Source organism: Pseudomonas sp. M2(2023) (assembly GCF_030263955.1).
In the GTDB taxonomy this organism is placed as follows: Bacteria; Pseudomonadota; Gammaproteobacteria; order Pseudomonadales; family Pseudomonadaceae; genus Aquipseudomonas; species Aquipseudomonas asiatica.
In genome coordinates this window covers 4,648,512-4,671,988 of sequence record NZ_CP127114.1, presented here as the reverse complement: position 1 = coordinate 4,671,988, position 23,477 = coordinate 4,648,512, and the positions used below count along the sequence as shown (strand labels likewise).

Annotated in this window: 22 protein-coding genes; 16 read left to right on the top strand and 6 right to left on the bottom strand. The window is 62.3% G+C overall.

Features of this window, described 5'->3' with window-relative positions; all coding sequences use genetic code 11:
- Positions 1–103: 103 nt before the first annotated feature.
- Positions 104–883, bottom strand: coding sequence for a peroxide stress protein YaaA (yaaA, locus tag QN085_RS21495; protein WP_013974148.1), 780 nt, complete (start codon positions 881–883; stop codon positions 104–106).
- Between the two features lie 136 nt (positions 884–1,019).
- On the opposite strand from yaaA, the gene QN085_RS21490 reads away from it, so the two are divergent.
- The 5 genes from QN085_RS21490 (at position 1,020) to moaE (ending at position 5,186) form a co-directional block, all read left to right on the top strand.
- A complete protein-coding gene (locus QN085_RS21490; RefSeq protein WP_023660653.1) occupies positions 1,020–2,147 on the top strand; it encodes a polysaccharide deacetylase family protein in 1,128 nt (375 codons plus the stop codon).
- A gap of 365 nt (positions 2,148–2,512) precedes the next feature.
- Positions 2,513–3,907 (top strand): PhoH family protein, encoded by a 1,395-nt coding sequence (locus QN085_RS21485; RefSeq protein ID WP_013974146.1) that lies wholly within the window; start codon positions 2,513–2,515, stop codon positions 3,905–3,907.
- 114 nt (positions 3,908–4,021) lie between these two features.
- A complete protein-coding gene (gene moaC / locus QN085_RS21480; RefSeq protein WP_013974145.1) occupies positions 4,022–4,492 on the top strand; it encodes a cyclic pyranopterin monophosphate synthase MoaC in 471 nt (156 codons plus the stop codon).
- A complete protein-coding gene (gene moaD, locus QN085_RS21475) occupies positions 4,492–4,737 on the top strand; it encodes a molybdopterin converting factor subunit 1 (protein ID WP_003251777.1) in 246 nt (81 codons plus the stop codon). The genes moaC and moaD overlap by 1 nt, the downstream gene beginning before the upstream one ends.
- 2 nt (positions 4,738–4,739) lie before the next feature.
- A complete protein-coding gene (moaE, locus tag QN085_RS21470) occupies positions 4,740–5,186 on the top strand; it encodes a molybdopterin synthase catalytic subunit MoaE (protein WP_013974144.1) in 447 nt (148 codons plus the stop codon).
- Between the two features lie 128 nt (positions 5,187–5,314).
- Here the strand turns inward: moaE and rhlB are convergent, their stop codons facing one another.
- Both rhlB and QN085_RS21460 read right to left on the bottom strand, forming a co-directional pair.
- Complete coding sequence (rhlB, locus tag QN085_RS21465; protein ID WP_013974143.1) at positions 5,315–6,778, bottom strand: ATP-dependent RNA helicase RhlB; 1,464 nt, start codon at positions 6,776–6,778, stop codon at positions 5,315–5,317.
- Positions 6,779–6,879: 101 nt separating this feature from the next.
- On the bottom strand, positions 6,880–7,536 hold the full coding sequence (locus QN085_RS21460) for an alpha/beta hydrolase (RefSeq protein WP_013974142.1): 657 nt from the start codon (positions 7,534–7,536) through the stop codon (positions 6,880–6,882).
- Between the two features lie 331 nt (positions 7,537–7,867).
- Here QN085_RS21460 and QN085_RS21455 point away from each other — a divergent pair, with 331 nt between their 5' ends.
- From QN085_RS21455 to QN085_RS21440, 4 genes are all read left to right on the top strand, one after another.
- Positions 7,868–8,896, top strand: coding sequence for an amino acid ABC transporter substrate-binding protein (locus QN085_RS21455; RefSeq protein WP_013974141.1), 1,029 nt, complete (start codon positions 7,868–7,870; stop codon positions 8,894–8,896).
- 67 nt (positions 8,897–8,963) lie between these two features.
- Positions 8,964–10,142, top strand: coding sequence for an amino acid ABC transporter permease (locus tag QN085_RS21450; protein ID WP_023661812.1), 1,179 nt, complete (start codon positions 8,964–8,966; stop codon positions 10,140–10,142).
- A gap of 10 nt (positions 10,143–10,152) precedes the next feature.
- Entirely contained in the window at positions 10,153–11,250 is a 1,098-nt protein-coding gene (locus QN085_RS21445) for an amino acid ABC transporter permease (protein ID WP_013974139.1), read from the top strand.
- Positions 11,251–11,260: 10 nt separating this feature from the next.
- Entirely contained in the window at positions 11,261–12,025 is a 765-nt protein-coding gene (locus QN085_RS21440) for an amino acid ABC transporter ATP-binding protein (protein ID WP_003251792.1), read from the top strand.
- Positions 12,026–12,158: 133 nt separating this feature from the next.
- On the opposite strand, the gene algW is transcribed toward QN085_RS21440, so the two are convergent.
- Entirely contained in the window at positions 12,159–13,319 is a 1,161-nt protein-coding gene (gene algW, locus QN085_RS21435) for a Do family serine endopeptidase AlgW (RefSeq protein ID WP_015271734.1), read from the bottom strand.
- Positions 13,320–13,486: 167 nt separating this feature from the next.
- Between algW and QN085_RS21430 the strand changes: the two genes are divergently transcribed.
- The 3 genes from QN085_RS21430 (at position 13,487) to cysN (ending at position 17,328) form a co-directional block, all read left to right on the top strand.
- Positions 13,487–14,245, top strand: a complete 759-nt coding sequence (locus tag QN085_RS21430) for a Nif3-like dinuclear metal center hexameric protein (protein WP_023661811.1) — start codon at positions 13,487–13,489, stop codon at positions 14,243–14,245.
- A 247-nt stretch (positions 14,246–14,492) separates the two neighbouring features.
- The gene (gene cysD, locus QN085_RS21425) at positions 14,493–15,410 is read left to right on the top strand and encodes a sulfate adenylyltransferase subunit CysD (protein WP_013974136.1); all 918 of its coding nucleotides are present in this window, start codon (positions 14,493–14,495) and stop codon (positions 15,408–15,410) included.
- 16 nt (positions 15,411–15,426) lie between these two features.
- Positions 15,427–17,328, top strand: coding sequence for a sulfate adenylyltransferase subunit CysN (cysN, locus tag QN085_RS21420; protein ID WP_023661810.1), 1,902 nt, complete (start codon positions 15,427–15,429; stop codon positions 17,326–17,328).
- Positions 17,329–17,584: 256 nt separating this feature from the next.
- Here the strand turns inward: cysN and QN085_RS21415 are convergent, their stop codons facing one another.
- On the bottom strand, positions 17,585–18,064 hold the full coding sequence (locus QN085_RS21415) for an Lrp/AsnC family transcriptional regulator (RefSeq protein ID WP_013974134.1): 480 nt from the start codon (positions 18,062–18,064) through the stop codon (positions 17,585–17,587).
- A 127-nt stretch (positions 18,065–18,191) separates the two neighbouring features.
- Here QN085_RS21415 and QN085_RS21410 point away from each other — a divergent pair, with 127 nt between their 5' ends.
- On the top strand, positions 18,192–19,388 hold the full coding sequence (locus tag QN085_RS21410) for a methionine gamma-lyase (RefSeq protein ID WP_013974133.1): 1,197 nt from the start codon (positions 18,192–18,194) through the stop codon (positions 19,386–19,388).
- A gap of 160 nt (positions 19,389–19,548) precedes the next feature.
- On the opposite strand, the gene QN085_RS21405 is transcribed toward QN085_RS21410, so the two are convergent.
- Positions 19,549–19,983 (bottom strand): Z-ring associated ZapG family protein, encoded by a 435-nt coding sequence (locus QN085_RS21405; protein WP_003257164.1) that lies wholly within the window; start codon positions 19,981–19,983, stop codon positions 19,549–19,551.
- A gap of 135 nt (positions 19,984–20,118) precedes the next feature.
- Between QN085_RS21405 and QN085_RS21400 the strand changes: the two genes are divergently transcribed.
- The 3 genes from QN085_RS21400 to zapE all read left to right on the top strand — a co-directional run bounded on the left by QN085_RS21400 (position 20,119) and on the right by zapE (position 23,388).
- On the top strand, positions 20,119–20,754 hold the full coding sequence (locus QN085_RS21400) for an alpha/beta hydrolase (RefSeq protein ID WP_023662821.1): 636 nt from the start codon (positions 20,119–20,121) through the stop codon (positions 20,752–20,754).
- A gap of 25 nt (positions 20,755–20,779) precedes the next feature.
- Positions 20,780–22,129, top strand: a complete 1,350-nt coding sequence (locus QN085_RS21395; protein WP_003257163.1) for a tryptophan--tRNA ligase — start codon at positions 20,780–20,782, stop codon at positions 22,127–22,129.
- A 164-nt stretch (positions 22,130–22,293) separates the two neighbouring features.
- A complete protein-coding gene (gene zapE / locus QN085_RS21390; protein WP_285688342.1) occupies positions 22,294–23,388 on the top strand; it encodes a cell division protein ZapE in 1,095 nt (364 codons plus the stop codon).
- Positions 23,389–23,477 lie beyond the last annotated feature (89 nt).

The window sequence follows — 23,477 nt, the reverse complement described above, 5'->3', positions numbered from 1 at the left end:
GGCCTCTTCGCGGCTAAAGCCGCTCCCACAGGTTTTGCACTGATCTTGAGTTCAGTGAAGTACATGTGGGAGCGGCTTTAGCCGCGAAGGGGGCGTGACAGGATCACTCGGAAGGATGATCCCGCAGGAACACCAGGTGGTCCGGCTTCGACTGTTCGGCACTGTAGTAGTACCCCTGCACATCGAACTGCTTGAGCTGCTCCGGGTCGCTGATGCGCTGCTGGATCACGAAGCGGCTCATCATGCCGCGGGCTTTCTTGGCGTAGAAGCTGATGATCTTGTATTGGCCGTTCTTCAGGTCCTTGAAGTCGACGTTGATCACCCGGGCCTTGAGCGCACTGCGTTTCACCGCGCTGAAATACTCGTTGCTGGCCAGGTTCAGCAGCACGTCATCGCCCTGTTCGGCCAAGGCCTGGTTCAGCCATTCGCTGATGCGTGTGCCCCAGAAAGCGTACAGGTCCTTGCCGCGGGCGTTGGCCAGCTTGGTGCCCATTTCCAGGCGGTAAGGTTGCATCAGGTCGAGCGGGCGCAGCAGGCCATACAGGCCCGAAAGCATGCGCAAGTGCTGCTGGGCATAGCTGAAATCGTCCTCGCCCAGGCTTTCGGCGTCGAGGCCGGTATACACGTCACCCTTGAACGCCAGCAGCGCTTGCTTGGCATTGGCCGGGGTGAAGTCCGGGGTCCAGCTGCCGAAGCGCGCGGCATTCAGGCCGGCGAGCTTGTCGGACAGGTGCATCAGTTCGCTGATCTGCGCTGGCGACAGGTCGCGCAACTGCTGGATCAGCTCCTGAGAGTCGTCCAGGTACTGGGGCAGGGTGAAACGCTCGGTCACCGGCGGGGTTTCGTAGTCGAGGGTCTTGGCGGGTGATATCACCGTCAGCATCGGGTCGGCTCCTGGCATCGTAGGCCGGGAATTCTACGGGCTGGGCGGTGCAAGTCCAAACTATGGCGACGATAGTCACAGACCATGGCCAGTGCAGAGGCTATAGTGCGCGTTTCGCCGTTGCGGAGCTTCAACCGTGCGTATTGCCTCTGCCTTGCTGGCCGCTCTGCTGAGCCTGGCCGCGCAAGCCGCCCCTTCAACCCAGGTGAGCCTGGACCGCAGCCTGTGGCCCGAAAAGCTGGACAGCCCGGCGTTGTTCGATGTGGCCTCGCGGGCCGAGATCCTCTCGTTCGCCCAGGTGCTGCATGAAAGCGAACTGCTGGACGACGCGGCGCTGGCGGCACGCTTGGGGCTACGGCAGGTCAACCTGCAGAAGGTGCGCCTGGTGCGGGCGCGCATGTGGCAGCGGTTGTGGGAAGGTTATCAACAGGCGCAGCGCAGTTGCGAACAGGATGCGTCGTTCTGCTATCCGGTTACGTCGATGGCGGAGTTGCGCACACAGGCAGCGACGTTCGCCGCCGATGTCGGCACGTTCTACACGGGCTGGATCGAGCCGAGCCACCAGTTCCATGCGCGGTACCTGGACGAACAACTGCGCAAGGCTGCGTTGCTGCCACAGACCAGCAGCGAGGTGGAGCGGTTGTCCTCACGCGAGCGCAATGGGGATGAACTGAACGACCGCATGTTCCTGCTGACCTTCGTCGGCGGGCCCGGGCCGGATGGCGGCAGTACCGATCTGCTGGCTGATTATCTGCGCCGGCAAAAGCTTGAAGGCACGTTCTTCGTGCTCGGCAACCGCCTGCAGCAACGCCGCGACGCCGGTGCGGCAGATGCCTTGCGCCAGCTCTATCGTGGGCATTGCGTGGGGGTTCAGGGTTGGGAGTACCGCTCCCATGCGCAGTGGACAGACTGGCAGGATTCATTGCGGCGCAGCCAGGCTCGGGTGCAGGCCGACTTGCCGGAGCAGTATGTACCGTTGTTTCGGCCGCCCTACGGGCAGCGCCGGGTCGATGGCGAGGCGTTCATGGCCAGCCAGCAGTTGCAAGTGTCGTTGTGGGACATCGATGCCCAGGATGATGGCGCACTGAGCGCCGAGGCCTCTGCCCAGCGGGTGCTGACCTTGATGCTGCTGTGGCGCAAGGGCGTGATCCAGTTCCATGACAGCCTGCCCAAGGCGCAGCCGGCGGTGGAGTGGTTGTTGCGCAATACGGCGCAGAGCGGGATTGGTTGGGGAGACTGCCAGGGATATGCCAACCGGGAGTGAGAGGGGGCTGCTGCGCCGCCCATCGCCGGCAAGCCGGCTCCCACAGGTACCGTGCATGGCTTGCTGGCGATAGCCCCTGCAATGGCAGCCTGATTTTTGACTGTAGTCCTCACGCGCCCCCTCGCCAACCCCTGTTCGTCATTTGGAAAAATAAACTTCACCTACGCGTAAAAAGACTTTTTTTAGTCATCATTTTTGCGGTATGAAGAAACCAGACAGCCGATTCCTGCAGCACAGGTGGCGTCATCCAGGCCCACCTAGCCAGGTTCGCTTCCCGCCCGTAACAACGCGGATACGGGGACAGCGGCAGTCACTCTGCGGCGTAACAGACCACGCCGTGTGGCTTCGACATAAGGTGACCGAGTATGGATGACCAAGGACGCAACCCTTCCTCCAGCAAGCCTATCCTGTATGTGCTCGATACCAACGTCCTGATTCACGACCCCAACGCGTTACTGAACTTCGAGGAGCACCATGTCGCCATCCCGATGACGGTGCTGGAGGAACTCGACAAGCTCAAGACCGGCAAACAGACCATCGCCGCCGAATGCCGCCAGGCCATTCGCCTGATCGACCAGACCCTTGGTGACGCCTCGCCCAGCGATGTCGAGCAGGGTGTGCCGATCCAGCGTGGCAAGAGCGGGCCCAAGGGCTTCCTGTCCATCCTGATGACTCCGCGCAACGAGCCGAACAAGCTGCTGCCGGAAAACCTCAACGACAACATCATCATCAACCAGCTGCTCGAAGTACGGGCCCGGCGCACCGACCTGGATGTTGTGCTGGTCACCAAAGACATCAACATGCGCCTGAAGGCACGTGCCTGTGGCATCGCGGCCGAGGACTACAGCACCGACCAACTGGTCGATGACGTGTCCTTGCTGTCCAAGGGCTACCATTCGGTCACCGGCTCGTTCTGGGACCGGGTGAGCAAGGTCGATACCCGCCAGGAGCGCGGCCGCACCTGGCACCGCGTGCAATTGATCGACAACCTGCCGGCGGTTCACGTCAACGAGTTCATCATCGATGAACAGGGCTTCGTCGGCTGGATCAAGGGTATCCGAAACGACGAACTGCTGTTGCTGGACCTGCACCAGGAACCGCTGCTGCATCAGGAAGCCTGGGGCTTGAAACCGCGGGACATCCACCAGAGCCTGGCGTTGTTCGCCCTGCTTGACCCGGATATCCACCTGGTCAACCTGACCGGCGCCGCCGGTTCCGGCAAGACCATCCTGGCCCTGGCCGCAGCCATCGAACAGACCATGGTAAGCAAGCGCTACCGGCGCATCATCGCCACCCGCAGTGTGCAGGGGCTGGACCAGGAGATCGGCTTCCTGCCGGGCACCGAGGCCGAGAAGATGGAACCTTGGCTGGGCGCCATCACCGACAACCTCGAAGCCTTGCACATGGATGACGAAAGCACCCATGGCAGCGTCGAGTACATCCTCGAGCGCGTGCCGTTGCAGTTCAAGTCGCTGAACTACATCCGTGGCCGTAGCTTCCAGCAGAGCCTGATCCTGATCGACGAGTGCCAGAACCTGACGCCGCACCAGATGAAAACCATCATCACCCGTGCCGGCTCCGGGTCCAAGGTGGTCTGCCTGGGCAACCTGGCGCAGATCGATACCCCCTACCTGTCCGCGACCAGCTCTGGCCTGACCTACCTGACCGAGCGCTTCAAGGACTTCCCCCATGGCGTGCACATCACCCTGCAGGGCGTGCCACGCTCGGTGCTGGCCGAGTACGCCGAGTCGCATCTGTAACCCTCTCCGCCGGGCGGTCCGCCGCCCGGCTTTTTCGCGGGCACGGTTGACGCCCCTCTGCTCAAACCTGACTCACAGGTTTACACTGCGAGTTCCCTTCACAGGAGCAGAGCAGTGCTGACACATCTTGATTCCCAGGGGCGGGCCAACATGGTCGACGTCACTGAAAAGGCCGTGACCGAGCGTGAGGCCACCGCCGAGGCGCGGGTGCGCATGTTGCCGCAGACCTTGCAGATGATCGTCGACGGTGAACACCCCAAGGGCGACGTGTTCGCCGTGGCGCGCATTGCCGGGATCCAGGCGGCGAAGAAGACCAGCGAACTGATCCCGCTGTGCCACCCGCTGATGCTGACCAGTGTCAAGGTCGAGCTGAGTGCCGAGGGGCAGGACGCCGTGCGTATCGTCGCCCGCTGCAAGCTGGCCGGGCAGACCGGCGTGGAGATGGAGGCGCTGACCGCCGCCAGCGTGGCTGCGCTGACGATCTATGACATGTGCAAGGCTGTGGATAAAGGTATGGTCATCGAGCAGGTGCGCCTGCTGGAAAAACTCGGCGGCAAGAGTGGCCACTACAAGGTGGAGGCGTGATGAAGGTCAAGGTGATGTACTTCGCCCGTTACCGCGAATTGTTGGGCGTGGATGCCGAGCGGGTGGAGGGTGCGTTCAAGGTGCTCGACGATGTGCGCCAGGCCTTGGTGGCCAAGGGTGGGCAGTATGAAGTGCTGGCCGAGCAGAACCTGATGTGTGCGCGCAACGAAGAACTGTGCAAGCTCGATGAGCCGCTGGAAGAGGGCGATGAAGTGGCGTTCTTCCCGCCGGTGACCGGAGGCTGAACATGGCTGTGCGAGTCCAGGAAGGTGCGTTCGACCCGGGAGCCGAGACCAATGCCATGCACGCGGCCAATGTCGGTGTGGGCGCGGTGGTCGGTTTTGTCGGCTACGTGCGGGATTTCAACGATGGCCGCGAGGTGGCGGGGATGTTCCTCGAGCACTATCCGGGCATGACCGAAAAGGCCTTGGCCAAGATCGTGGTGGAGGCAGAGCAGCGCTGGCCGTTGCTCAAGGTGGAGGTGCTGCACCGCATCGGTGCGCTCGAGCCGGGTGAGCCGATCGTGTTCGTCGGCGTGGCCAGTGCCCATCGGCAGGCGGCGTTCGATGCCTGCAACTTCATCATGGACTATCTGAAGACGCGGGCGCCGTTCTGGAAGAAGGAAAATACCCAGGAAGGGGCACGGTGGGTGGAAGGGAAACAGAGTGATCAGGATGCGGCGGAGCGCTGGTAGATCCTTGTTTGATGGCCGGGGCGAAGCCCCGGTTCGCGGGTGAACCCGCTCCCACAGGTGCATCACAGGTTTTGAAAGCTGTGCAGTACCTGTGGGAGCGGGTTCACCCGCGAAGAGGCCGGCACAGGTCAATGATGCTTGCGCGGCACCGGCTTCAGCAGCTCATCCGGCGGCATTTCACACTTGATCTTGCGCCCCAGCAGCTCTTCGATCGCTGGCAGCTGGTACGAGTCATCCTCACCGGCAAAGCTGATCGACACACCACTGGTGCCAGCACGGCCTGTCCGGCCAATGCGGTGCACGTAGTCGTCCGGGTCTTCCGGCAGGGTGAAGTTGATCACGTGGCTGATGCCATCGATGTGAATGCCCCGCCCCGCCACGTCGGTGGCCACCAGCACGGTGATGCGCCCTTCGCGGAAGTTCTCCAGGGTACGGATACGCTTGTGCTGCGGCACGTCACCCGACAACTGCGCGGCATTGATGCCGTCGCGCACCAGTTTTTCCTCGATGCGCCGCACTTCGTCCTTGCGGTTGGCGAACACCATCACCCGTTCCCACTTGTTCTGGGTCACCAGGTTGTACAGCAGCTTGTACTTGTCGCTGCCGGCCACCGCATAGACGTGCTGCTCCACCGTTTCGCTGGCAACGTTCTCCGGCTCGATCTCGACGATGGCCGGGTTGGTGGTCCACTGCTTGGCCAGGTTCATCACGTCGTCGGTGAAGGTGGCGGAGAACAGCAGGGTCTGGCGCTCGCTTTTCGGCGGCGTCTGGCGAATGATCTGGCGCACCTGGGGGATGAAGCCCATGTCGAGCATTCGGTCGGCTTCGTCCAGCACCATCACTTCGACCATGTCCAGGTGCACCTCACCGCGCTGGTTGAAGTCCAGCAGGCGCCCCGGAGTGGCCACCAGGATGTCGCAATGGCGCGCTTCCAGGGCCTTGAGCTGCTTGTCGAAGTCCATTCCGCCGACGAAGCTCATCACGTTCAGGCCGGTGTACTTGGTCAGGGCGATGGCGTCCTTGGCGATCTGTACCACCAGCTCACGGGTGGGCGCGATGATCAGCGCACGTGGCTCGCCCATGTAGCGTTCCTTCGGCGGCGGCGTCTGCTGCAGCTGGGAAATGATCGAGATCAGGAACGCCGCAGTCTTGCCGGTACCGGTCTGGGCCCGGCCGATGGCGTCCTGACCGCGCAGGGTGTAACCCAGCACCTGTGCCTGGATAGGCGTGCAGTACGGGAAGCCCAGGTCGTGGATGGCATGCATCAGTTCGTTGGACAGCTTGAAGTCGTGGAAGCGGGTCTTGCCTTCCTGTGGCTCGACCACGAAGTCTTCCGGTTTCCACAGGCTGGCCTGCGGCTTGGGCTTGCGCTCGCGACGCGGTTTGTCCTTGGCCGGCTTGTCGGCGGCTGGCGTAACGGCGGCAGGCTGTTCGGCCTGGGGAGTGGGGGTGGCGCGTGGTGCGGCCGGTTTTTCCGCAGGCCGGGCCTCGCTGGCGGGTGCGGGCGCAGGGGGCGTCACGCTGGCAGCAGGAGCGACGGCCTGTGGCGCGGCGTCTCCCTTGCCGAAAATTTTCTTGAGTGCCTTGAGCACGATCGTCTCATCAACTGGTTAAGGAATGTACGCCGGGCAGTGTAATGCAAGATTCAGGCGCGGCGTAGTGGAATAGCCTTACAACTACAGACAGCCCTGGCTTATTGCAATTGCTTGCTCAGCCAGTCGTGGATGTCGCTCAACTCTTCCACCACCACTTCGTGTTCCATCGGGTATTCGTGCCAGCGGGCGGCAACGCCCCAGGTATTGAGGTACTCGAAGGCGGTGCGGCCCATGGAAGGGATCACCACCGGGTCGTGCACACCATGCAGGCACAGGGCCGGGGTGCGTTGCTGGCAGGCGCTCAACTGATGCTGGTCGTTGAAGGTGGGGGCGTAGGTGGACAAGGCGATCACGCCACCCAGCGCTTCTTGCCACTTTATATAGGCAGTGTGCAGAACCACCGCGCCACCCTGGGAGAAGCCAGCCAGGAAAATCCGCGACAGGCTGATGCCTTTGGCCTGCTCGGCCTTGATCAGGCTAATGACCTGTTCGGCCGATTCCTCCAGCTGCGCCTCGTCGATGGCGCGGGCCGGGGTCATGGCCTTGATGTCGTACCAGCTGGGCATGGCGTAGCCGCCGTTGATGGTTACCGGGCGGGTGGGAGCCTGGGGCATGACGAAACGGGTGCTGAGCAGGCGTTCCTGCATGAATTCGGCCACTGGTAGGAAGTCGTAACGGTCGGCACCCAGGCCGTGCAACCAGATCACACAGGCGTCTGCGGTTTTCTGCGGTTCGAGAATCAGTGGGTTGGTCATGACTGCTCCGAAAGTGTGCGGGTCTTGTTATGGCGTGCGTGAAAAGAAGGCGCTGGAAATGATTGTCGGAAAAAGAATGTCGCAACGATACAACTTTCCCTACTTGACGAGCGCTTAAACGCTACAGCCGCAAATTTTGGTACGCGCTTTGCAATTCACCCAATGATGCAAAGGGCAGGCCGTGACGGTAACACCCTTTGCACGCGAAGGCTGTCACAGAACAGTCCATTGCGCCATTGACCCAATAACAAGCCAATACGGGTCGGATACGCCTCAAAAGGGTGCGGTGCAATTCCGGCTCGATACAACAAGAGCGATTTGGAGGTTGTGAATGAAGATGTTGAAAACCACCCTGGCAGTCCTGACCGCTGCCGCCGCGCTGGGCGCCGTGAGCAACGCCCAGGCCGGCGCCACCCTGGATGCGGTAAAGAAGAAGGGCTTCGTCCAGTGTGGCGTGAGCGACGGTCTTCCAGGCTTCTCGGTACCTGATGCGCAGGGCAAGATCGTTGGCATCGACGCCGACGTGTGTCGCGCTGTGGCCGCCGCCGTGTTCGGCGACGCCACCAAGGTCAAGTTCAGCCAGCTCAACGCCAAGGAACGTTTCACCGCCCTGCAGTCGGGCGAAGTCGACGTGCTGTCGCGCAACACCACCTGGACCAGCTCGCGTGATGCCGGCATGGGCCTGGTATTCGCCGGTGTTACCTACTACGACGGCGTTGGCTTCCTGGCCAACAAAAAGCTGGGTGTATCCAGCGCCAAGGAACTCGATGGCGCGACCATCTGCATCCAGGCCGGTACCACCACCGAGCTGAATGTGTCGGACTACTTCCGCGCCAATGGCCTGAAGTACACCCCGATCACCTTCGACACCTCGGATGAAAGTGCCAAGTCGCTGGAATCGGGCCGTTGCGACGTGCTGACCTCCGACAAGTCGCAGTTGTTCGCCCAGCGCTCCAAGTTGGCCGCGCCGACCGAGTACGTGGTACTGCCGGAAACCATCTCCAAGGAACCGCTGGGCCCGGTGGTGCGTAAAGGCGACGAAGAATGGTTCAGCATCGTCAAGTGGACCCTGTTCGCCATGCTCAACGCCGAAGAGGCGGGCATCACCTCGAAGAATGTCGAGGCCGAAGCCAAAAGCACCAAGAACCCGGACGTCGCCCGCCTGCTGGGCGCGGATGGCGAGTACGGCAAGGACCTCAAGCTGCCCAAGGACTGGGTAGTGCAAATCGTGAAGCAAGTCGGTAACTACGGCGAAGTGTTCGAGAAGAACCTGGGCCAGAGCACCGACCTGAAGATCGACCGTGGCATGAACGCCCTGTGGAACAACGGCGGCATCCAGTACGCGCCACCTGTGCGCTGATGGCTGCACCCTGCGGCGGCATCCCGCCGCCGCAGGCTGTTCGGAACCCTACTTTCCGGGGCACTTCATGCAAAATCGAATCGGCGCACAAAAGGGTTTATCCCTGAGCGATCCACGTGTGCGCGCGTGGCTGTTCCAGATTCTCACGATAGTCTTCGTGGTCGGTCTGGGCTGGTATCTGTTCCACAACACGCAAGCCAACCTGCAACACCGGGGTATCACCTCGGGCTTCGACTTTCTCGACCGCAGTGCCGGCTTCGGCATCGCCCAGCACCTGATCCCCTACGTGGAATCAGACAGCTATGCGCGGGTGTTCGTCATCGGCCTGCTCAACACCTTGCTGGTGACGTTCATCGGCGTGGTGCTGGCGACCATCCTTGGCTTCATCATCGGTGTGGCGCGGTTGTCGCCGAACTGGATGATCAACAAGCTGGCGACCGTGTATGTGGAAACCTTCCGCAACATTCCGCCGTTGTTGCAGATCCTGTTCTGGTACTTCGCCGTGTTCCTGACCCTGCCGGGACCGCGGGGCAGCATCAATATCGACGACACCTTCTTCATCAGCAACCGGGGCCTGAACATGCCCGGCGCGTCCATGGCCGAAGGCTTCTGGCCGTTCGTCGTGGCCCTGGTCCTGGCGCTGCTGGCCATCGTGGTGATGGTGCGTTATGCCAACAAGCGCTTCGACGAGACGGGCGAGCCATTCCACAAGTTCTGGGTGGGGCTGGCGCTGTTCATCGCCATCCCAGGCGTTTGCGCACTGCTGTTCGGCAGCCCGGTGCACTGGGAAGTGCCGCAATTGAAAGGATTCAACTTCGTCGGTGGCTGGGTACTGATTCCCGAGCTGCTGGCGCTGACCCTGGCGTTGACCATCTACACCGCTGCGTTCATCGCCGAGATCGTGCGCTCCGGTATCCGTTCGGTCAGCCATGGCCAGACCGAGGCCGCGCGTTCGCTGGGCCTGCGCGAGGGGCCGACCCTGCGCAAGGTGATCATCCCCCAGGCACTGCGGGTGATCATTCCGCCGCTGACCAGCCAGTACCTGAACCTGGCGAAGAACTCGTCGCTGGCGGCCGGTATCGGCTACCCGGAGATGGTCTCGCTGTTCGCCGGTACCGTGCTCAACCAGACCGGCCAGGCCATCGAGGTGATCGCCATCACCATGAGTGTCTATCTCGCCATCAGCATCAGCATTTCGCTGCTGATGAACTGGTACAACAAGCGCATTGCGCTGATCGAGCGGTGAGGATACGCCAGTGAATGCCCATGTTTTCAAACCCGACATGCCGCCACCGGTGAAAACCGTCGGCGTGCTCGCATGGATGCGTGCCAATCTGTTCTCCAGCTGGCTCAATACGCTGCTGACCCTGTTTGCCATCTACCTGGTTTGGCTGATCGTGCCGCCGCTGCTGCAGTGGGCGTTGCTTGATGCCAACTGGGTCGGCACCACCCGCGCCGACTGCACCAAGGAGGGCGCCTGCTGGGTGTTCGTGCAGCAGCGTTTCGGCCAGTTCATGTACGGCTACTACCCGGCCGAGTTGCGCTGGCGCGTGGACCTGACCGTGTGGCTTGCCGTGCTTGGCGCCGCCCCGCTGTTCATCAAACGCTTCCCACGCAAGGCCTTCTACGGCCTTGGCTTCCTGGTGGTGTACCCGCTGCTTGCCTACACCCTGCTGCACGGGGGCATGCTGGGCCTGGAAAGCGTACCTACCAGCCAGTGGGGCGGGCTGATGCTGACCCTGGTGATTGCCACCGTGGGCATTGTCGGCGCATTGCCGCTGGGAATCCTGCTGGCCCTGGGGCGGCGCTCGAAAATGCCTGCGGTGAAGGTGGTGTGCGTGACCTTCATCGAGTTCTGGCGCGGCGTGCCGCTGATCACCGTGCTGTTCATGTCATCGGTGATGCTGCCGTTGTTCCTGCCTGAGGGCATGAGCTTCGACAAGCTGCTGCGGGCGATGATCGGCGTGATCCTGTTCCAGTCGGCGTATATCGCCGAGGTGGTGCGTGGCGGCCTCCAGGCCATCCCCAAGGGCCAGTACGAAGCTGCCGCGGCCATGGGCCTTGGCTACTGGCGGGCGATGGGCCTGGTGATTCTGCCGCAGGCGCTCAAGCTGGTGATCCCCGGCATCGTCAACACCTTCATTGCCCTGTTCAAGGACACCAGCCTGGTGATCATCATCGGCCTGTTCGACCTGCTGAACAGCGTCAAGCAAGCTGCTGCCGACCCGGCCTGGCTGGGCATGGCTACCGAGGGCTACGTGTTCGCCGCCCTGGTTTTCTGGATTTTCTGTTTCGGTATGTCCCGCTACTCCATGCATCTGGAGCGCAAGCTGGACACTGGCCACAAGCGTTAGGAGTTTCGAAATGAGTGAAGCGATCAAGCAGCCTGCCGGCCCCGAAGGCATCATCCAGATGCAGGGCGTGAACAAGTGGTACGGCCAGTTCCATGTGCTCAAGGACATCAACCTGAACGTGCGCCAGGGCGAGCGCATCGTGCTGTGCGGGCCGTCCGGCTCTGGCAAGTCCACCACCATCCGTTGCCTCAACCGCCTTGAAGAGCACCAGCAGGGGCGCATCGTGGTCGATGGTGTGGAGCTGACCAACGACCTCAAGCAGATCGAGGCCATCCGCCGCGAAGTGGGCATGGTGTTCCAGCACTTCAACCTGTTCCCGCACCTGAGCATCCTGGAAAACTGCACCCTGGCGCCGATGTGGGTGCGCAAGATGCCGCGGCGCAAGGCCGAGGAAATCGCCATGCACTACCTGGAGCGGGTGCGTATTCCGGAGCAGGCGCACAAGTACCCGGGGCAGTTGTCCGGTGGTCAGCAGCAGCGTGTGGCGATTGCCCGCGCGTTGTGCATGAAACCGAAGATCATGCTGTTCGACGAACCGACCTCGGCGCTGGACCCGGAAATGGTCAAGGAAGTGCTCGATACCATGGTGGGCCTGGCCGAGGATGGCATGACCATGCTCTGCGTGACCCACGAGATGGGCTTTGCCCGGACCGTGGCGAACCGGGTGATCTTCATGGACAAGGGCGAGATCGTCGAGCAGGCAGCGCCGGATGACTTCTTCGACCGGCCACGCAGTGACCGGACCAAGTTGTTCCTGAGCCAGATCCTGCATTGATGTAGCCGGGGGCCGCTTTGCTGCCCATTCGCAGCACAAGGCTGCTCCTACAAGGGAAATGCGATCTCCTGTAGGAGCAGCCTTGTGCTGCGAATGGGCTGCGAAGCAGCCCCCCAGAGACCAGATCGCAGCCTTACTTCTCTTCCTTGGCGACTGCCGGCGCCGGTGGCGGCCGCAGGCCCACCTCGGCGATCAGCTTCAACTGCTGCCCATTGCGCATCACCTCGATGGTGATCTTCTCGTTGGGCTTGATCCGCGCCACCTGGTTCATCGACTTGCGCCCATCACCGGCCGGCTCGCCGTTGATGCTCAGGATCACGTCACCCAGCTGCAGCCCGGCCTTTGCCGCCGGCCCTTCGCGGAAGATGCCCGCCACCACGATGCCCGGGCGGTCCTTCATGCCGAACGATTCGGCCAGTTCCTGGCTCAGTGGCTGTACTTCGATGCCCAGCCAGCCACGGATCACCTGGCCGTGCTCGATGATCGACTTCATCACCTCCAGTGCCAGTTTCACCGGGATGGCGAAGCCGATACCTTGCGAACCGCCGGACTTGGAGAAGATCGCCGTGTTGATGCCGATCAGGTTGCCGTTGGCATCCACAAGCGCACCGCCGGAGTTACCCGGGTTGATCGCCGCGTCGGTCTGGATGAAATCTTCGTAGTTGTTCAGGCCCAGCTGGTTGCGGCCAGTGGCGCTGATAATACCCATGGTCACGGTCTGGCCGACCCCGAACGGGTTGCCGATGGCCAGCGACACGTCGCCGATGTGAATGTTGTCGGAGCGGCCGATGGTGATCGCCGGCAGGCTCTTCAGGTCGATTTTCAGCACCGCCAGGTCGGTTTCCGGGTCGCTGCCGATGACCCGGGCCAATGTCTCGCGGCCATCCTTCAGGGCCACGACGATCTGGTCGGCGCCGCTGGTGACGTGGTTATTGGTCAGCAGGTAACCCTCGGGGCTCATGATCACCGCCGAGCCCAGGCTCGACTCCCAGCGGCGCTGCTTGGGCAGGTTGTCGCCGAAGAAACGGCGGAACTGCGGGTCCTCGAACAGCGGGTGGGCGCTCTTGTTCACCACCTTGGTGGTGTACAGGTTGACCACCGCCGGGGCGGCCAGGGTTACCGCGTCGGCATAGGATACCGGGCCCTGCATGATCCGCGTGGTCTGCGGTGCCTGTTGCAGGTTGACGTCCTGGCTGGGCAGGCCGACCCACTCCGGGAAGCGCTGGATGATCAGCATGGCGATCAGTACGCCGGTAAGCAGGGGCCAGCCAAAATAACGCAAAGCCTTGAACATGAATGAATCCTGGAAAGAGCCGGGGATGGTGACCGTGCGGTGGGCATGAGCGCGCGCGATCATACACCGGTTCCCCCAGTGCCGGCGACGGCCCATAATGGCCGGCATTATACGGGCGTTGCATGGGCGTTGTGCCCGAGAAAAACGCAGATTTCGAGGAGATTTTCATGGCCGTCGCTCTGAACACCCTGGTCGAGGAAGCCGAGCGTTACCTGGGCAGCGCGAAGATCCAGGATTATTGCCCCAACGGCCTGCAGGTCGAAGGCCGGCCGCAGGTCAGCCGCATCGTCAGCGGCGTTACCGCCAGCCAGGCGTTGCTGGATGCGGCAGTCGAAGCCGAGGCCGACCTGGTGCTGGTGCACCATGGCTACTTCTGGAAGGGAGAGAACCCTTGCATCACCGGTATCCGGCAGCGCCGGCTGAAAACGCTGCTGAACAACGATATCAGCCTGCTCGCGTTTCATCTGCCGCTGGACGCTCACCCGGATGTGGGCAACAACGTGCAGCTGGCACGGCAGTTGGACATCACCGTCGAAGGGCCGCTGGACCCGGAGAACCCCAAGGTGGTCGGCCTGGTCGGCTCGCTGGCCGAGCCGATGACCGCGCTCGATTTCGCCCGGCGGGTGCGGGAGGTGCTGGGGCGTGAGCCTCTGCTGGTCGAAGGTGAGCAGATGATCCGGCGGGTCGGCTGGTGTACCGGGGGCGGGCAGGGCTACATCGACACGGCGATTGCGGCCGGGGTGGACCTGTACCTGACCGGCGAGGCGTCGGAACAGACCTACCATAGCGCCCGCGAGAATGGCGTCAGCTTCATTGCCGCCGGGCACCATGCCACCGAGCGGTATGGGGTGCAGGCGCTGGGTGAATACCTGGCGCGGCGCTTTGCCGTGGAGCACCTGTTCATCGATTGCCCGAACCCGATCTGACATCGGCGTCGCCTTCTTCGCGGGTAAACCCGCTCCCACAGGGACAGTGTTGATCCCAGGCCTGCGGGATCCCTGTGGGAGCGGGTTTACCCGCGAATAGGCCAGGCCTGCTGGCCCAAACCCGCAGTCATATCGTTAGACTTTTTCGATCTAGCCGGCCTCCTAAATAGAAGCAGCCGCTGTGATAAAGTGGCTCGCTCGAACACGGCCCGCAGGCCGTCCATAAGATCGTTTTTCGTGAGTAGCCATGGTCGACAAACTGACGCACTTGAAACAGCTGGAGGCGGAGAGCATCCACATCATCCGCGAGGTGGCCGCCGAGTTCGACAACCCGGTGATGCTGTACTCGATCGGCAAGGATTCCGCCGTGATGCTGCACCTGGCGCGCAAGGCCTTTTTCCCAGGCAAGTTGCCGTTCCCGGTGATGCACGTCGACACCCAGTGGAAATTCCAGGAGATGTACAGCTTCCGCGACAAGATGGTCGAGGAAATGGGCCTGGAGCTGATCACCCACGTCAACCCCGAGGGTGTGGCGCAGGGCATCAACCCGTTCACCCATGGCAGCTCCAAGCACACCGACATCATGAAGACCCAGGGCCTGAAGCAGGCGCTGGACAAGCATGGTTTCGATGCCGCCTTCGGTGGTGCGCGCCGCGACGAAGAGAAGTCGCGGGCCAAAGAGCGCGTTTACTCGTTCCGTGACAGCAAGCACCGCTGGGACCCGAAGAACCAGCGCCCGGAACTGTGGAACGTGTACAACGGCAAGGTCAACAAGGGCGAGTCGATCCGCGTCTTCCCGCTGTCGAACTGGACCGAGCTGGACATCTGGCAGTACATCTACCTCGAAGGCATCCCGATCGTGCCGCTGTACTTCGCCGCCGAGCGTGAAGTCATCGAGAAGAACGGCACCCTGATCATGATCGACGACGAGCGCATCCTCGAACATCTCACCGATGAAGAGAAAGCGCGCATCGTCAAGAAAAAGGTGCGTTTCCGTACCCTTGGCTGCTACCCGCTCACGGGCGCTGTCGAGTCGGAAGCCGAGACGCTCACCGACATCATTCAGGAAATGCTCCTGACGCGCACTTCCGAGCGCCAGGGCCGAGTCATCGACCACGATGGCGCCGGTTCCATGGAAGACAAGAAACGTCAGGGCTACTTCTAATTTTCAGGGTTACTCCATGTCGCACCAATCCGATTTGATCAGCGAAGACATCCTCGCTTATCTGGCTCAGCACGAGCGCAAAGAACTGCTGCGTTTTCTCACCTGCGGCAACGTGGATGACGGCAAGAGCACCCTGATCGGGCGCCTGCTGCACGACTCGAAGATGATCTACGAGGACCACCTCGAGGCTATCACCCGCGATTCGAAAAAGGTCGGCACCACCGGCGAGGAAGTCGACCTGGCGCTGCTGGTCGACGGTCTGCAGGCCGAGCGCGAGCAGGGCATCACCATCGATGTCGCCTACCGCTATTTCTCCACCGCCAAGCGCAAGTTCATCATTGCCGACACCCCGGGCCACGAGCAGTACACCCGCAACATGGCTACCGGCGCGTCCACCTGCGACCTGGCGATCATCCTGGTCGATGCCCGCTACGGCGTGCAGACCCAGACCCGCCGCCACAGCTACATTGCCTCGCTGCTGGGCATCAAGCACATCGTCGTCGCGGTCAACAAGATGGACCTCAAGGGCTTCGATCAGGACGTCTTCGAGTCGATCAAGGCCGACTACCTGAAGTTCGCCGAAGCCATCAACCTTACCCCGAGCAGCCTGCACTTCGTGCCGATGTCGGCGCTCAAGGGTGACAACGTGGTCAACCACAGCGAGCGTTCGCCGTGGTACGCCGGCCCGACGCTGATGGAAATCCTCGAAACCGTCGAAGTGTCGGCCGACCGCAACTTCACCGACCTGCGCTTCCCGGTGCAGTATGTCAACCGTCCGAACCTGAACTTCCGCGGTTTCGCTGGCACCATCGCCAGCGGCGTGGTGCACAAGGGCGATGAAATCGTCGTGCTGCCGTCGGGCAAGAGCAGCCGCGTCAAGTCCATCGTCACCTACGAAGGCGAGCTGGAAAACGCAGGCCCTGGCCAGGCCGTGACCCTGACCATGGAAGACGAGATCGACATCTCCCGTGGTGACCTGCTGGTGCATGCCGACAACGTCCCGCCGGTCACCGACCAGTTCGACGCCATGCTGGTGTGGATGGCCGAGGAGCCGATGCTCCCAGGCAAGAAATACGACATCAAGCGCGCCACCAGCTACGTGCCGGGCTCGATTGCCAGCATCACCCACAAGGTCGATGTGAACACCCTGGAGCAGGGCGCTGCCAGCGCGCTGCAGCTGAACGAGATCGGCCGCGTCAAGGTGTCCCTGGACGCCTCGATCGCCCTGGACGGTTACGAAAGCAACCGCACCACCGGTGCGTTCATCGTCATCGACCGGCTGACCAACGGCACGGTCGGCGCCGGCATGATCATCGCCCCGCCAGTCCTGCCGCACGGCAGCACCGGCCATCATGGCAAGCTGTGCCATGTGGCCACCGAAGAGCGCGCCCTGCGCTTCGGCCAGCAGCCTGCCACCGTGCTGTTCAGTGGCCTGTCCGGCGCTGGCAAGAGCACCCTGGCCTACGCCGTGGAGCGCAAGCTGTTCGACATGGGCCGTGCAGTGTACGTGCTCGACGGCCAGAACCTGCGCCATGACCTGAACAAGGGCTTGCCGCAGGACCGCGCAGGTCGCACCGAGAACTGGCGCCGCGCCGCCCACGTGGCGCGCCAGTTCAACGAAGCCGGTCTGCTGACTCTGGCCGCGTTCGTGGCCCCGGATGCAGAAGGCCGCGAACAGGCCAAGGCATTGATCGGCAAGGAGCGCCTGGTGACCGTTTACGTCCAGGCCTCGCCGCTGGCCTGCCGTGAGCGTGACCCGCAAGGCTTGTACGCTGCTGGTGGCGACAACATCCCGGGCGAAAGCTTCCCGTACGATGTGCCGCTGGATGCCGACCTTGTGATCGATACTCAGGCCACGAGCGTGGATGAGGGCGTGAAGCAGGTGCTGGACGTGCTGCGTCAGCGTGGCGCGATCTAAGCGCTAGCCTGCAAGGAAAACCCCGCCTCGGCGGGGTTTTTTGTTTCTACGCCCGGCATACATGCGCGGGTCTCCTGTGGGAGCGGCCTTGTGTCGCGAAAGGGCTGCACAGCAGCCCCCGGGTCTCAGCACTGATGCACAAATTGCTGGGGCTGCTGCGCAGCCCTTTCGCGACACAAGGCCGCTCCCACAAAGGATTGCGTGAGCTTTGGATTTTGAGCAAGGCAGTTGTTCCCGCACGGACTGTGCATTTCGTTCAGATGTGTTTTTCCGAAACCGGTATCACCCGCCGTTCCTTCACTGCCTTGTAGGAAAAACTCGAGTAGATCTCCTTCACCCCCGGCAACCGCTGCAGCACTTCCCGGGTGAACTCGCCAAACGACTCCAGATCCCGCGCCAGGATCTCAAGCAAGAAGTCGTAGCGCCCGGAGATGTTGTGGCAGGCGACAATCTCGGGAATTTCCATCAGCCGCTGTTCGAATGCCAGTGCCATGTCCTTGGTGTGCGAGTCCATCATGATGCTGACGAACGCGGTGACGCCAAACCCCAGTGACTTGGGCGAGAGAATGGCCTGGTAGCCGGTGATGTAGCCGTTGTCCTCCAGCAACTTGACCCGCCGCCAGCACGGCGAAGTGGTTAGCGCTACCTGGTCGGCAAGTTCGGCAACGGTGAGGCGGGCGTTGTCCTGCAGGGCAGCGAGCAGGGCGCGGTCGGTACGGTCGAGGCGTGAAGGCATGTTTTACCCTTCTGGTCCGGTAATTATTGTTTTTGTTCCAACAAGCACGCGTATGCGTGGGCCATTTTGGAAAAAATCGGGCAGCTCGGTGGCATAAGCTTATAGCAAACCACAAGAGGCTGTTGCCATGCGCGACTCCCATAACAACACCGGTTTTTCCACGCGGGCCATTCACCATGGCTACGATCCGCTTTCCCACGGTGGCGCCCTGGTGCCGCCGGTGTACCAGACCGCTACTTATGCCTTCCCCACAGTCGAATACGGTGCTGCTTGCTTCGCCGGGGAGGAGCCGGGGCATTTCTACAGCCGCATTTCCAACCCTACCTTGGCCCTGCTGGAACAGCGCATGGCCTCGCTGGAGGGCGGCGAGGCGGGGCTGGCATTGGCGTCGGGCATGGGGGCCATCACCTCGACGATCTGGACCCTGTTGCGCCCTGGTGATGAGCTGATCGTCGGGCGTACATTGTACGGCTGCACTTTTTCTTTCCTGCACCATGGCATTGGCGAATTCGGGGTGAAGATCCGCCATGTCGACCTGAACGATGCCAAGGCCCTGAAAGCGGCGATCAACAGCAAAACGCGGATGATCTACTTCGAAACGCCGGCCAACCCCAACATGCAGTTGGTGGATATCGCCGCGGTGGCCGAAGCGGTGCGCGGGCATGATGTGCATGTGGTGGTCGACAACACCTACTGCACGCCTTACCTGCAGCGGCCGCTGGAGCTGGGGGCGGACCTGGTGGTGCATTCGGCGACCAAGTACCTGAGTGGCCACGGCGATATCACTGCCGGTCTGGTGGTGGGGCGCAAGGCGCTGGTCGACCGCATTCGCCTGGAAGGGCTGAAGGACATGACCGGGGCGGTGCTGTCACCCCACGATGCGTCGCTGCTGATGCGCGGTATCAAGACCTTGGCCCTGCGCATGGACCGCCATTGCGCAAATGCCCAGCAGGTGGCCGAGGCTCTGGCGCGGCAGCCGCAGGTGGAGCTGATTCACTACCCGGGTTTGCCGTCGTTTGCCCAGTACGAGCTGGCGCAGCGGCAGATGCGTTTGCCGGGCGGGATGATCGCGTTCGAGCTCAAGGGGGGGATCGAGGCCGGGCGCAGATTCATGAATGCCCTGCAACTGTTTGCGCGGGCGGTGAGCCTGGGCGATGCCGAGTCGCTGGCGCAGCATCCGGCGAGCATGACGCACTCAAGCTATACCGCGAAGGAGCGGGCCCATCACGGGATATCGGAGGGGCTGGTGCGCCTGTCGGTGGGGCTGGAGGACGTGGAGGACCTGCTAGCGGATGTCGAGCAGGCATTGCAGGCCTGCAGCTAGGTTGCCTGGGCCGACCTCTTCGCGGGTAAACCCGCTTACAGGTCAGGCGCAGTATTTGAAACCTGCGCCGCCCCTGTGGGAGCGGGTTCACCCGCGAAGAGCCCAGTGAATCCAGCCCATGAAAAAGGCCTCTTGCGAGGCCTTTGTCATTTTCTGCAGATCAGCGCTTGAGCCCGTAGCTCTCGTCGAGCATGCCCGGCGAGTTCGGTGCTTTCGGCGCGTAGTCGCGTGGCACTTCGGCGTCCTTCGGCGGGGTCAAACGGTCGCGTGGGCCTTGCGCTGCCTCGGAGTGCAGGGCTGCCAGCAAGCGTTGGCGAGTGACGTCGTCCAGGGCCAGGCTGTTGGCGCCTTCGGCCAGGTGGTCCTGCACGTCCTGATAGCTTTGGGTCAGTTTCTTGACCAGCACGGCAGTGCTGTTGAAATGAGTAACCACTTCGTTCTGATAGCTGTCGAAGCGCTTCTGGATATCATCCAGTTGACGCTGGGTGCTGCTCGGCGCGGCATTGGGCAGCAGGCGAGCGACGACGAACCCAACCACCACACCGATGACCAGGGCCAGGGTCGGCAACAACCAAACAAGGAGCGAGAGTTCCACGAGTCCTTCCTCTATAAACGGCTTTGCTTTACGTTAACGGCTCAGACCTGCGCTGTATACCGCGAGCGATCGCAAATCAGAACAGAATTCCTCATCTAGACGAATCGACCCCTCCCGAGGTCACGGAGTAGTGCCTTGCTTGTCCGCGAAACCCCCTTGTTCATCGATGGCCCCAGCGGCCAGCTGGAAGCCTTGTACCTGGACGTGGCCAATGCACGTGGCGCGGTGCTGATCTGCCACCCCAACCCGGTCCAGGGCGGCACCATGCTCAACAAGGTGGTCTCGACCTTGCAACGCACCGCCCGTGACGCCGGCTACGTGACCTTGCGGTTCAACTACCGTGGCGTCGGGCAGAGCGCAGGTACCCATGACATGGGCGCTGGCGAGGTGGCCGATGCCGAAGCCGCTGCGGCCTGGCTGCGCGAAAAGCATCTGGGCCTGCCGCTGGTGCTGATGGGCTTCTCGTTCGGTGGTTTTGTCGCCACCAGCCTGGCCGGCCGCCTGGAGGCCACTGGAGTAGAGCTGCAGCAGCTGTTCATGATCGCCCCGGCGGTCATGCGCCTGACGGCGGATTTCCCGCTGCCGCAGCGCTGCCCGATCACCGTGGTGCAGCCGGACGCCGACGAAGTCGTCGCGCCGCAGCTGGTTTACGAATGGTCCGACAGCCTGTCGCGCCCCCATGAGCTGCTGAAAGTGGCAGAATGCGGACACTTCTTCCATGGCAAGCTGACCGATCTGAAGGATCTGCTGCTGCCGCGCCTTTCGAACTGAGCCAAGCCTGAATAAGCGAACACCCATGACCACGCGCATTCTCACCGGTATCACCACCACCGGCACTCCGCACCTGGGCAACTACGCCGGCGCCATCCGCCCGGCGATCCGTGCCAGCCAGCAGCCCGGTGTCGACTCGTTCTACTTCCTGGCCGACTACCACGCCCTGATCAAGTGCGACGACCCGCTGCGCATCCAGCGTTCGCGTCTGGAAATTGCCGCCACCTGGCTGGCCGGCGGTCTCGATCCGGACAAGGTGACCTTCTACCGCCAGTCCGATATCCCGGAAATCCCCGAGCTGACCTGGCTGCTGACCTGCGTCAGCGCCAAGGGCCTGCTCAACCGTGCACACGCCTACAAGGCCTCGGTGGACAAGAACCTGGAAAATGGCGAGGACCCGGATGCCGGCGTGACCATGGGCCTGTACAGCTACCCGGTGCTGATGGCTGCGGACATCCTGATGTTCAACGCCAACAAGGTGCCGGTCGGTCGTGACCAGATCCAGCACGTGGAAATGGCCCGCGACATCGGTCAGCGCTTCAACCACCTGTTCGGCCAGGGCAAGGACTTCTTCGCCCTGCCGGAAGCGGTGATCGAGGAGAGCGTGGCGACCCTGCCGGGCCTGGACGGGCGCAAGATGTCCAAGAGCTACGACAACACCATCCCGCTATTCACCAGCGCCAAGGAGATGAAAGACGCCATCTCGCGCATCGTCACCGACTCGCGTGCGCCTGGCGAGGCGAAAGACCCGGACAACGCTCACCTGTTCACCCTGTTCCAGGCCTTCTCGACGCCGGCGCAGTGCGCCGAGTTCCGTGAAGAGCTGCTGCAGGGCCTGGGCTGGGGCGAGGCCAAGCAGCGGCTGTTCCAGCTGCTGGACGGCCAGCTGGCCGAGAAGCGCGAGTACTACCACCAGCTGATCGCCCGCCCGGCGGACTTGGAAGACATCCTGCTGGCCGGCGCTGCCAAGGCTCGCAAGATCGCCACGCCATTCCTCGAGCAGCTGCGCGAGGCTGTTGGCCTGCGTTCGTTCCGTAGCAGCGTGCAGGCCAGCACCGAAGTGAAGAAGAAGGCCGCCAAGAGTGCGCGTTTCGTCAGCTTCCGCGATGAAGACGGCAGCTTCCGCTTCCGCCTGCTTGCCGCTGATGGCGAGCAACTGCTGCTGTCGCGCAGCTTCGCCGACGGCAAGAGCGCCGGCGCCGTGAGCAAGCAGCTGCAGCAAGGTGGCGAGGCGGATGTACGCGTCGAAGGCCTGGGTTTCGGTCTGTGGCTGAACGGTGAACAGGTTGCCGAGGGGCCGCAGTTCGACAGCGCCGAAGCCCGTGATTCGGCCATCGAAAGCCTGCGTGCAGCGCTTGCGCCACAACCGGACTGAGGCATTTCGCCTGTAGGAGCGGTTTTGCCCGCGAACACCGGCAAAGCCGGTGCCATCCAGCACTTAGTTGGTCTGGATGAGGCATATTGACGCAAGTCTGATTGCCATTAAGCGGGCCTGTCGCTACAGTGACGGCCCGTTTTTTGTTGCCTCGCTAACGAATCATGACGCCCCTAGAACGATATCAAGCAGATCTGAAACGTCCCGACTTCTTCCATGACGCGGCGCAGGAAACTGCGGTGCGTTACCTGCAGCGCCTGTACGATGACCTGGTACACGCGCAGAACAACAAGCCGGGTGTGTTCGGCAAGCTGTTCGGCAAGAAGGAGCAGACCCCGGTCAAGGGCCTGTACTTCTGGGGTGGGGTAGGGCGCGGCAAGACCTACCTGGTCGATACCTTCTTCGAGGCGCTGCCGTTCAAGCAGAAGATGCGCACGCACTTCCACCGCTTCATGAAGCGTGTGCACGAGGAGATGAAAACCCTCAAGGGCGAGAAGAACCCGCTGACCATCATTGCCAAGCGCTTCAGCGAAGAAGCCAAGGTCATCTGTTTCGACGAATTCTTCGTGTCGGACATTACCGACGCGATGATTCTCGGCACCCTGATGGAAGAGTTGTTCAAGAACGGCGTATCGCTGGTGGCTACCTCCAACATCGTGCCGGACGGCCTGTACAAGGACGGCCTGCAGCGCGCGCGTTTCCTGCCGGCCATCGCCATGATCAAGCAGTACACCGAGGTGGTGAACGTCGACAGCGGGGTCGACTACCGCCTGCGTCACCTGGAGCAGGCCGAGCTTTACCATTACCCGCTCGATGAAGCGGCTCACCAGAGCCTGCGCGCAAGCTTCAAGGCACTGACCCCCGAGTGCACCCAGGCGGTCCAGAACGACGTGCTGATGATCGAGAATCGCCCGATCAATGCCCTGCTTACCTGTGACGACGTGGCCTGGTTCGACTTCCGCGCCCTGTGCGACGGCCCCCGCAGCCAGAACGACTACATCGAACTGGGCAAGATCTTCCATGCCGTGCTGTTGAGCAACGTGGAGCAGATGGGTGTCACCACCGACGACATCGCCCGCCGCTTCATCAACATGGTGGACGAGTTCTACGACCGCAACGTCAAACTGATCATCTCGGCCGAGGTGGAGCTGAAGGACCTGTATACCGGTGGGCGCTTGGCCTTCGAGTTCCAGCGTACCCTGAGTCGCTTGCTGGAGATGCAGTCGCACGAGTTTCTGGCGCGGGCGCACAAGCCTTGAAATTACCGGGGCCGCTTTGCGGCCCTTTCGCGACACAAGGCCGCTCCTACAGGATTACGCGATTCCCTGTAGGAGCGGCCTTGTGTCGC

Coding starts and splice junctions, on each gene's coding strand:
- yaaA (WP_013974148.1), bottom strand. CDS start 883: ATGCTGACGGTGATATCACCCGCCAAGACCCTCGACTACGAAACCCCG.
- QN085_RS21485 (WP_013974146.1), top strand. CDS start 2,513: ATGGATGACCAAGGACGCAACCCTTCCTCCAGCAAGCCTATCCTGTAT.
- moaD (WP_003251777.1), top strand. CDS start 4,492: ATGAAGGTCAAGGTGATGTACTTCGCCCGTTACCGCGAATTGTTGGGC.
- moaE (WP_013974144.1), top strand. CDS start 4,740: ATGGCTGTGCGAGTCCAGGAAGGTGCGTTCGACCCGGGAGCCGAGACC.
- QN085_RS21460 (WP_013974142.1), bottom strand. CDS start 7,536: ATGACCAACCCACTGATTCTCGAACCGCAGAAAACCGCAGACGCCTGT.
- QN085_RS21455 (WP_013974141.1), top strand. CDS start 7,868: ATGAAGATGTTGAAAACCACCCTGGCAGTCCTGACCGCTGCCGCCGCG.
- QN085_RS21450 (WP_023661812.1), top strand. CDS start 8,964: ATGCAAAATCGAATCGGCGCACAAAAGGGTTTATCCCTGAGCGATCCA.
- QN085_RS21440 (WP_003251792.1), top strand. CDS start 11,261: ATGAGTGAAGCGATCAAGCAGCCTGCCGGCCCCGAAGGCATCATCCAG.
- algW (WP_015271734.1), bottom strand. CDS start 13,319: ATGTTCAAGGCTTTGCGTTATTTTGGCTGGCCCCTGCTTACCGGCGTA.
- QN085_RS21430 (WP_023661811.1), top strand. CDS start 13,487: ATGGCCGTCGCTCTGAACACCCTGGTCGAGGAAGCCGAGCGTTACCTG.
- cysD (WP_013974136.1), top strand. CDS start 14,493: ATGGTCGACAAACTGACGCACTTGAAACAGCTGGAGGCGGAGAGCATC.
- cysN (WP_023661810.1), top strand. CDS start 15,427: ATGTCGCACCAATCCGATTTGATCAGCGAAGACATCCTCGCTTATCTG.
- QN085_RS21415 (WP_013974134.1), bottom strand. CDS start 18,064: ATGCCTTCACGCCTCGACCGTACCGACCGCGCCCTGCTCGCTGCCCTG.
- QN085_RS21410 (WP_013974133.1), top strand. CDS start 18,192: ATGCGCGACTCCCATAACAACACCGGTTTTTCCACGCGGGCCATTCAC.
- QN085_RS21395 (WP_003257163.1), top strand. CDS start 20,780: ATGACCACGCGCATTCTCACCGGTATCACCACCACCGGCACTCCGCAC.
- zapE (WP_285688342.1), top strand. CDS start 22,294: ATGACGCCCCTAGAACGATATCAAGCAGATCTGAAACGTCCCGACTTC.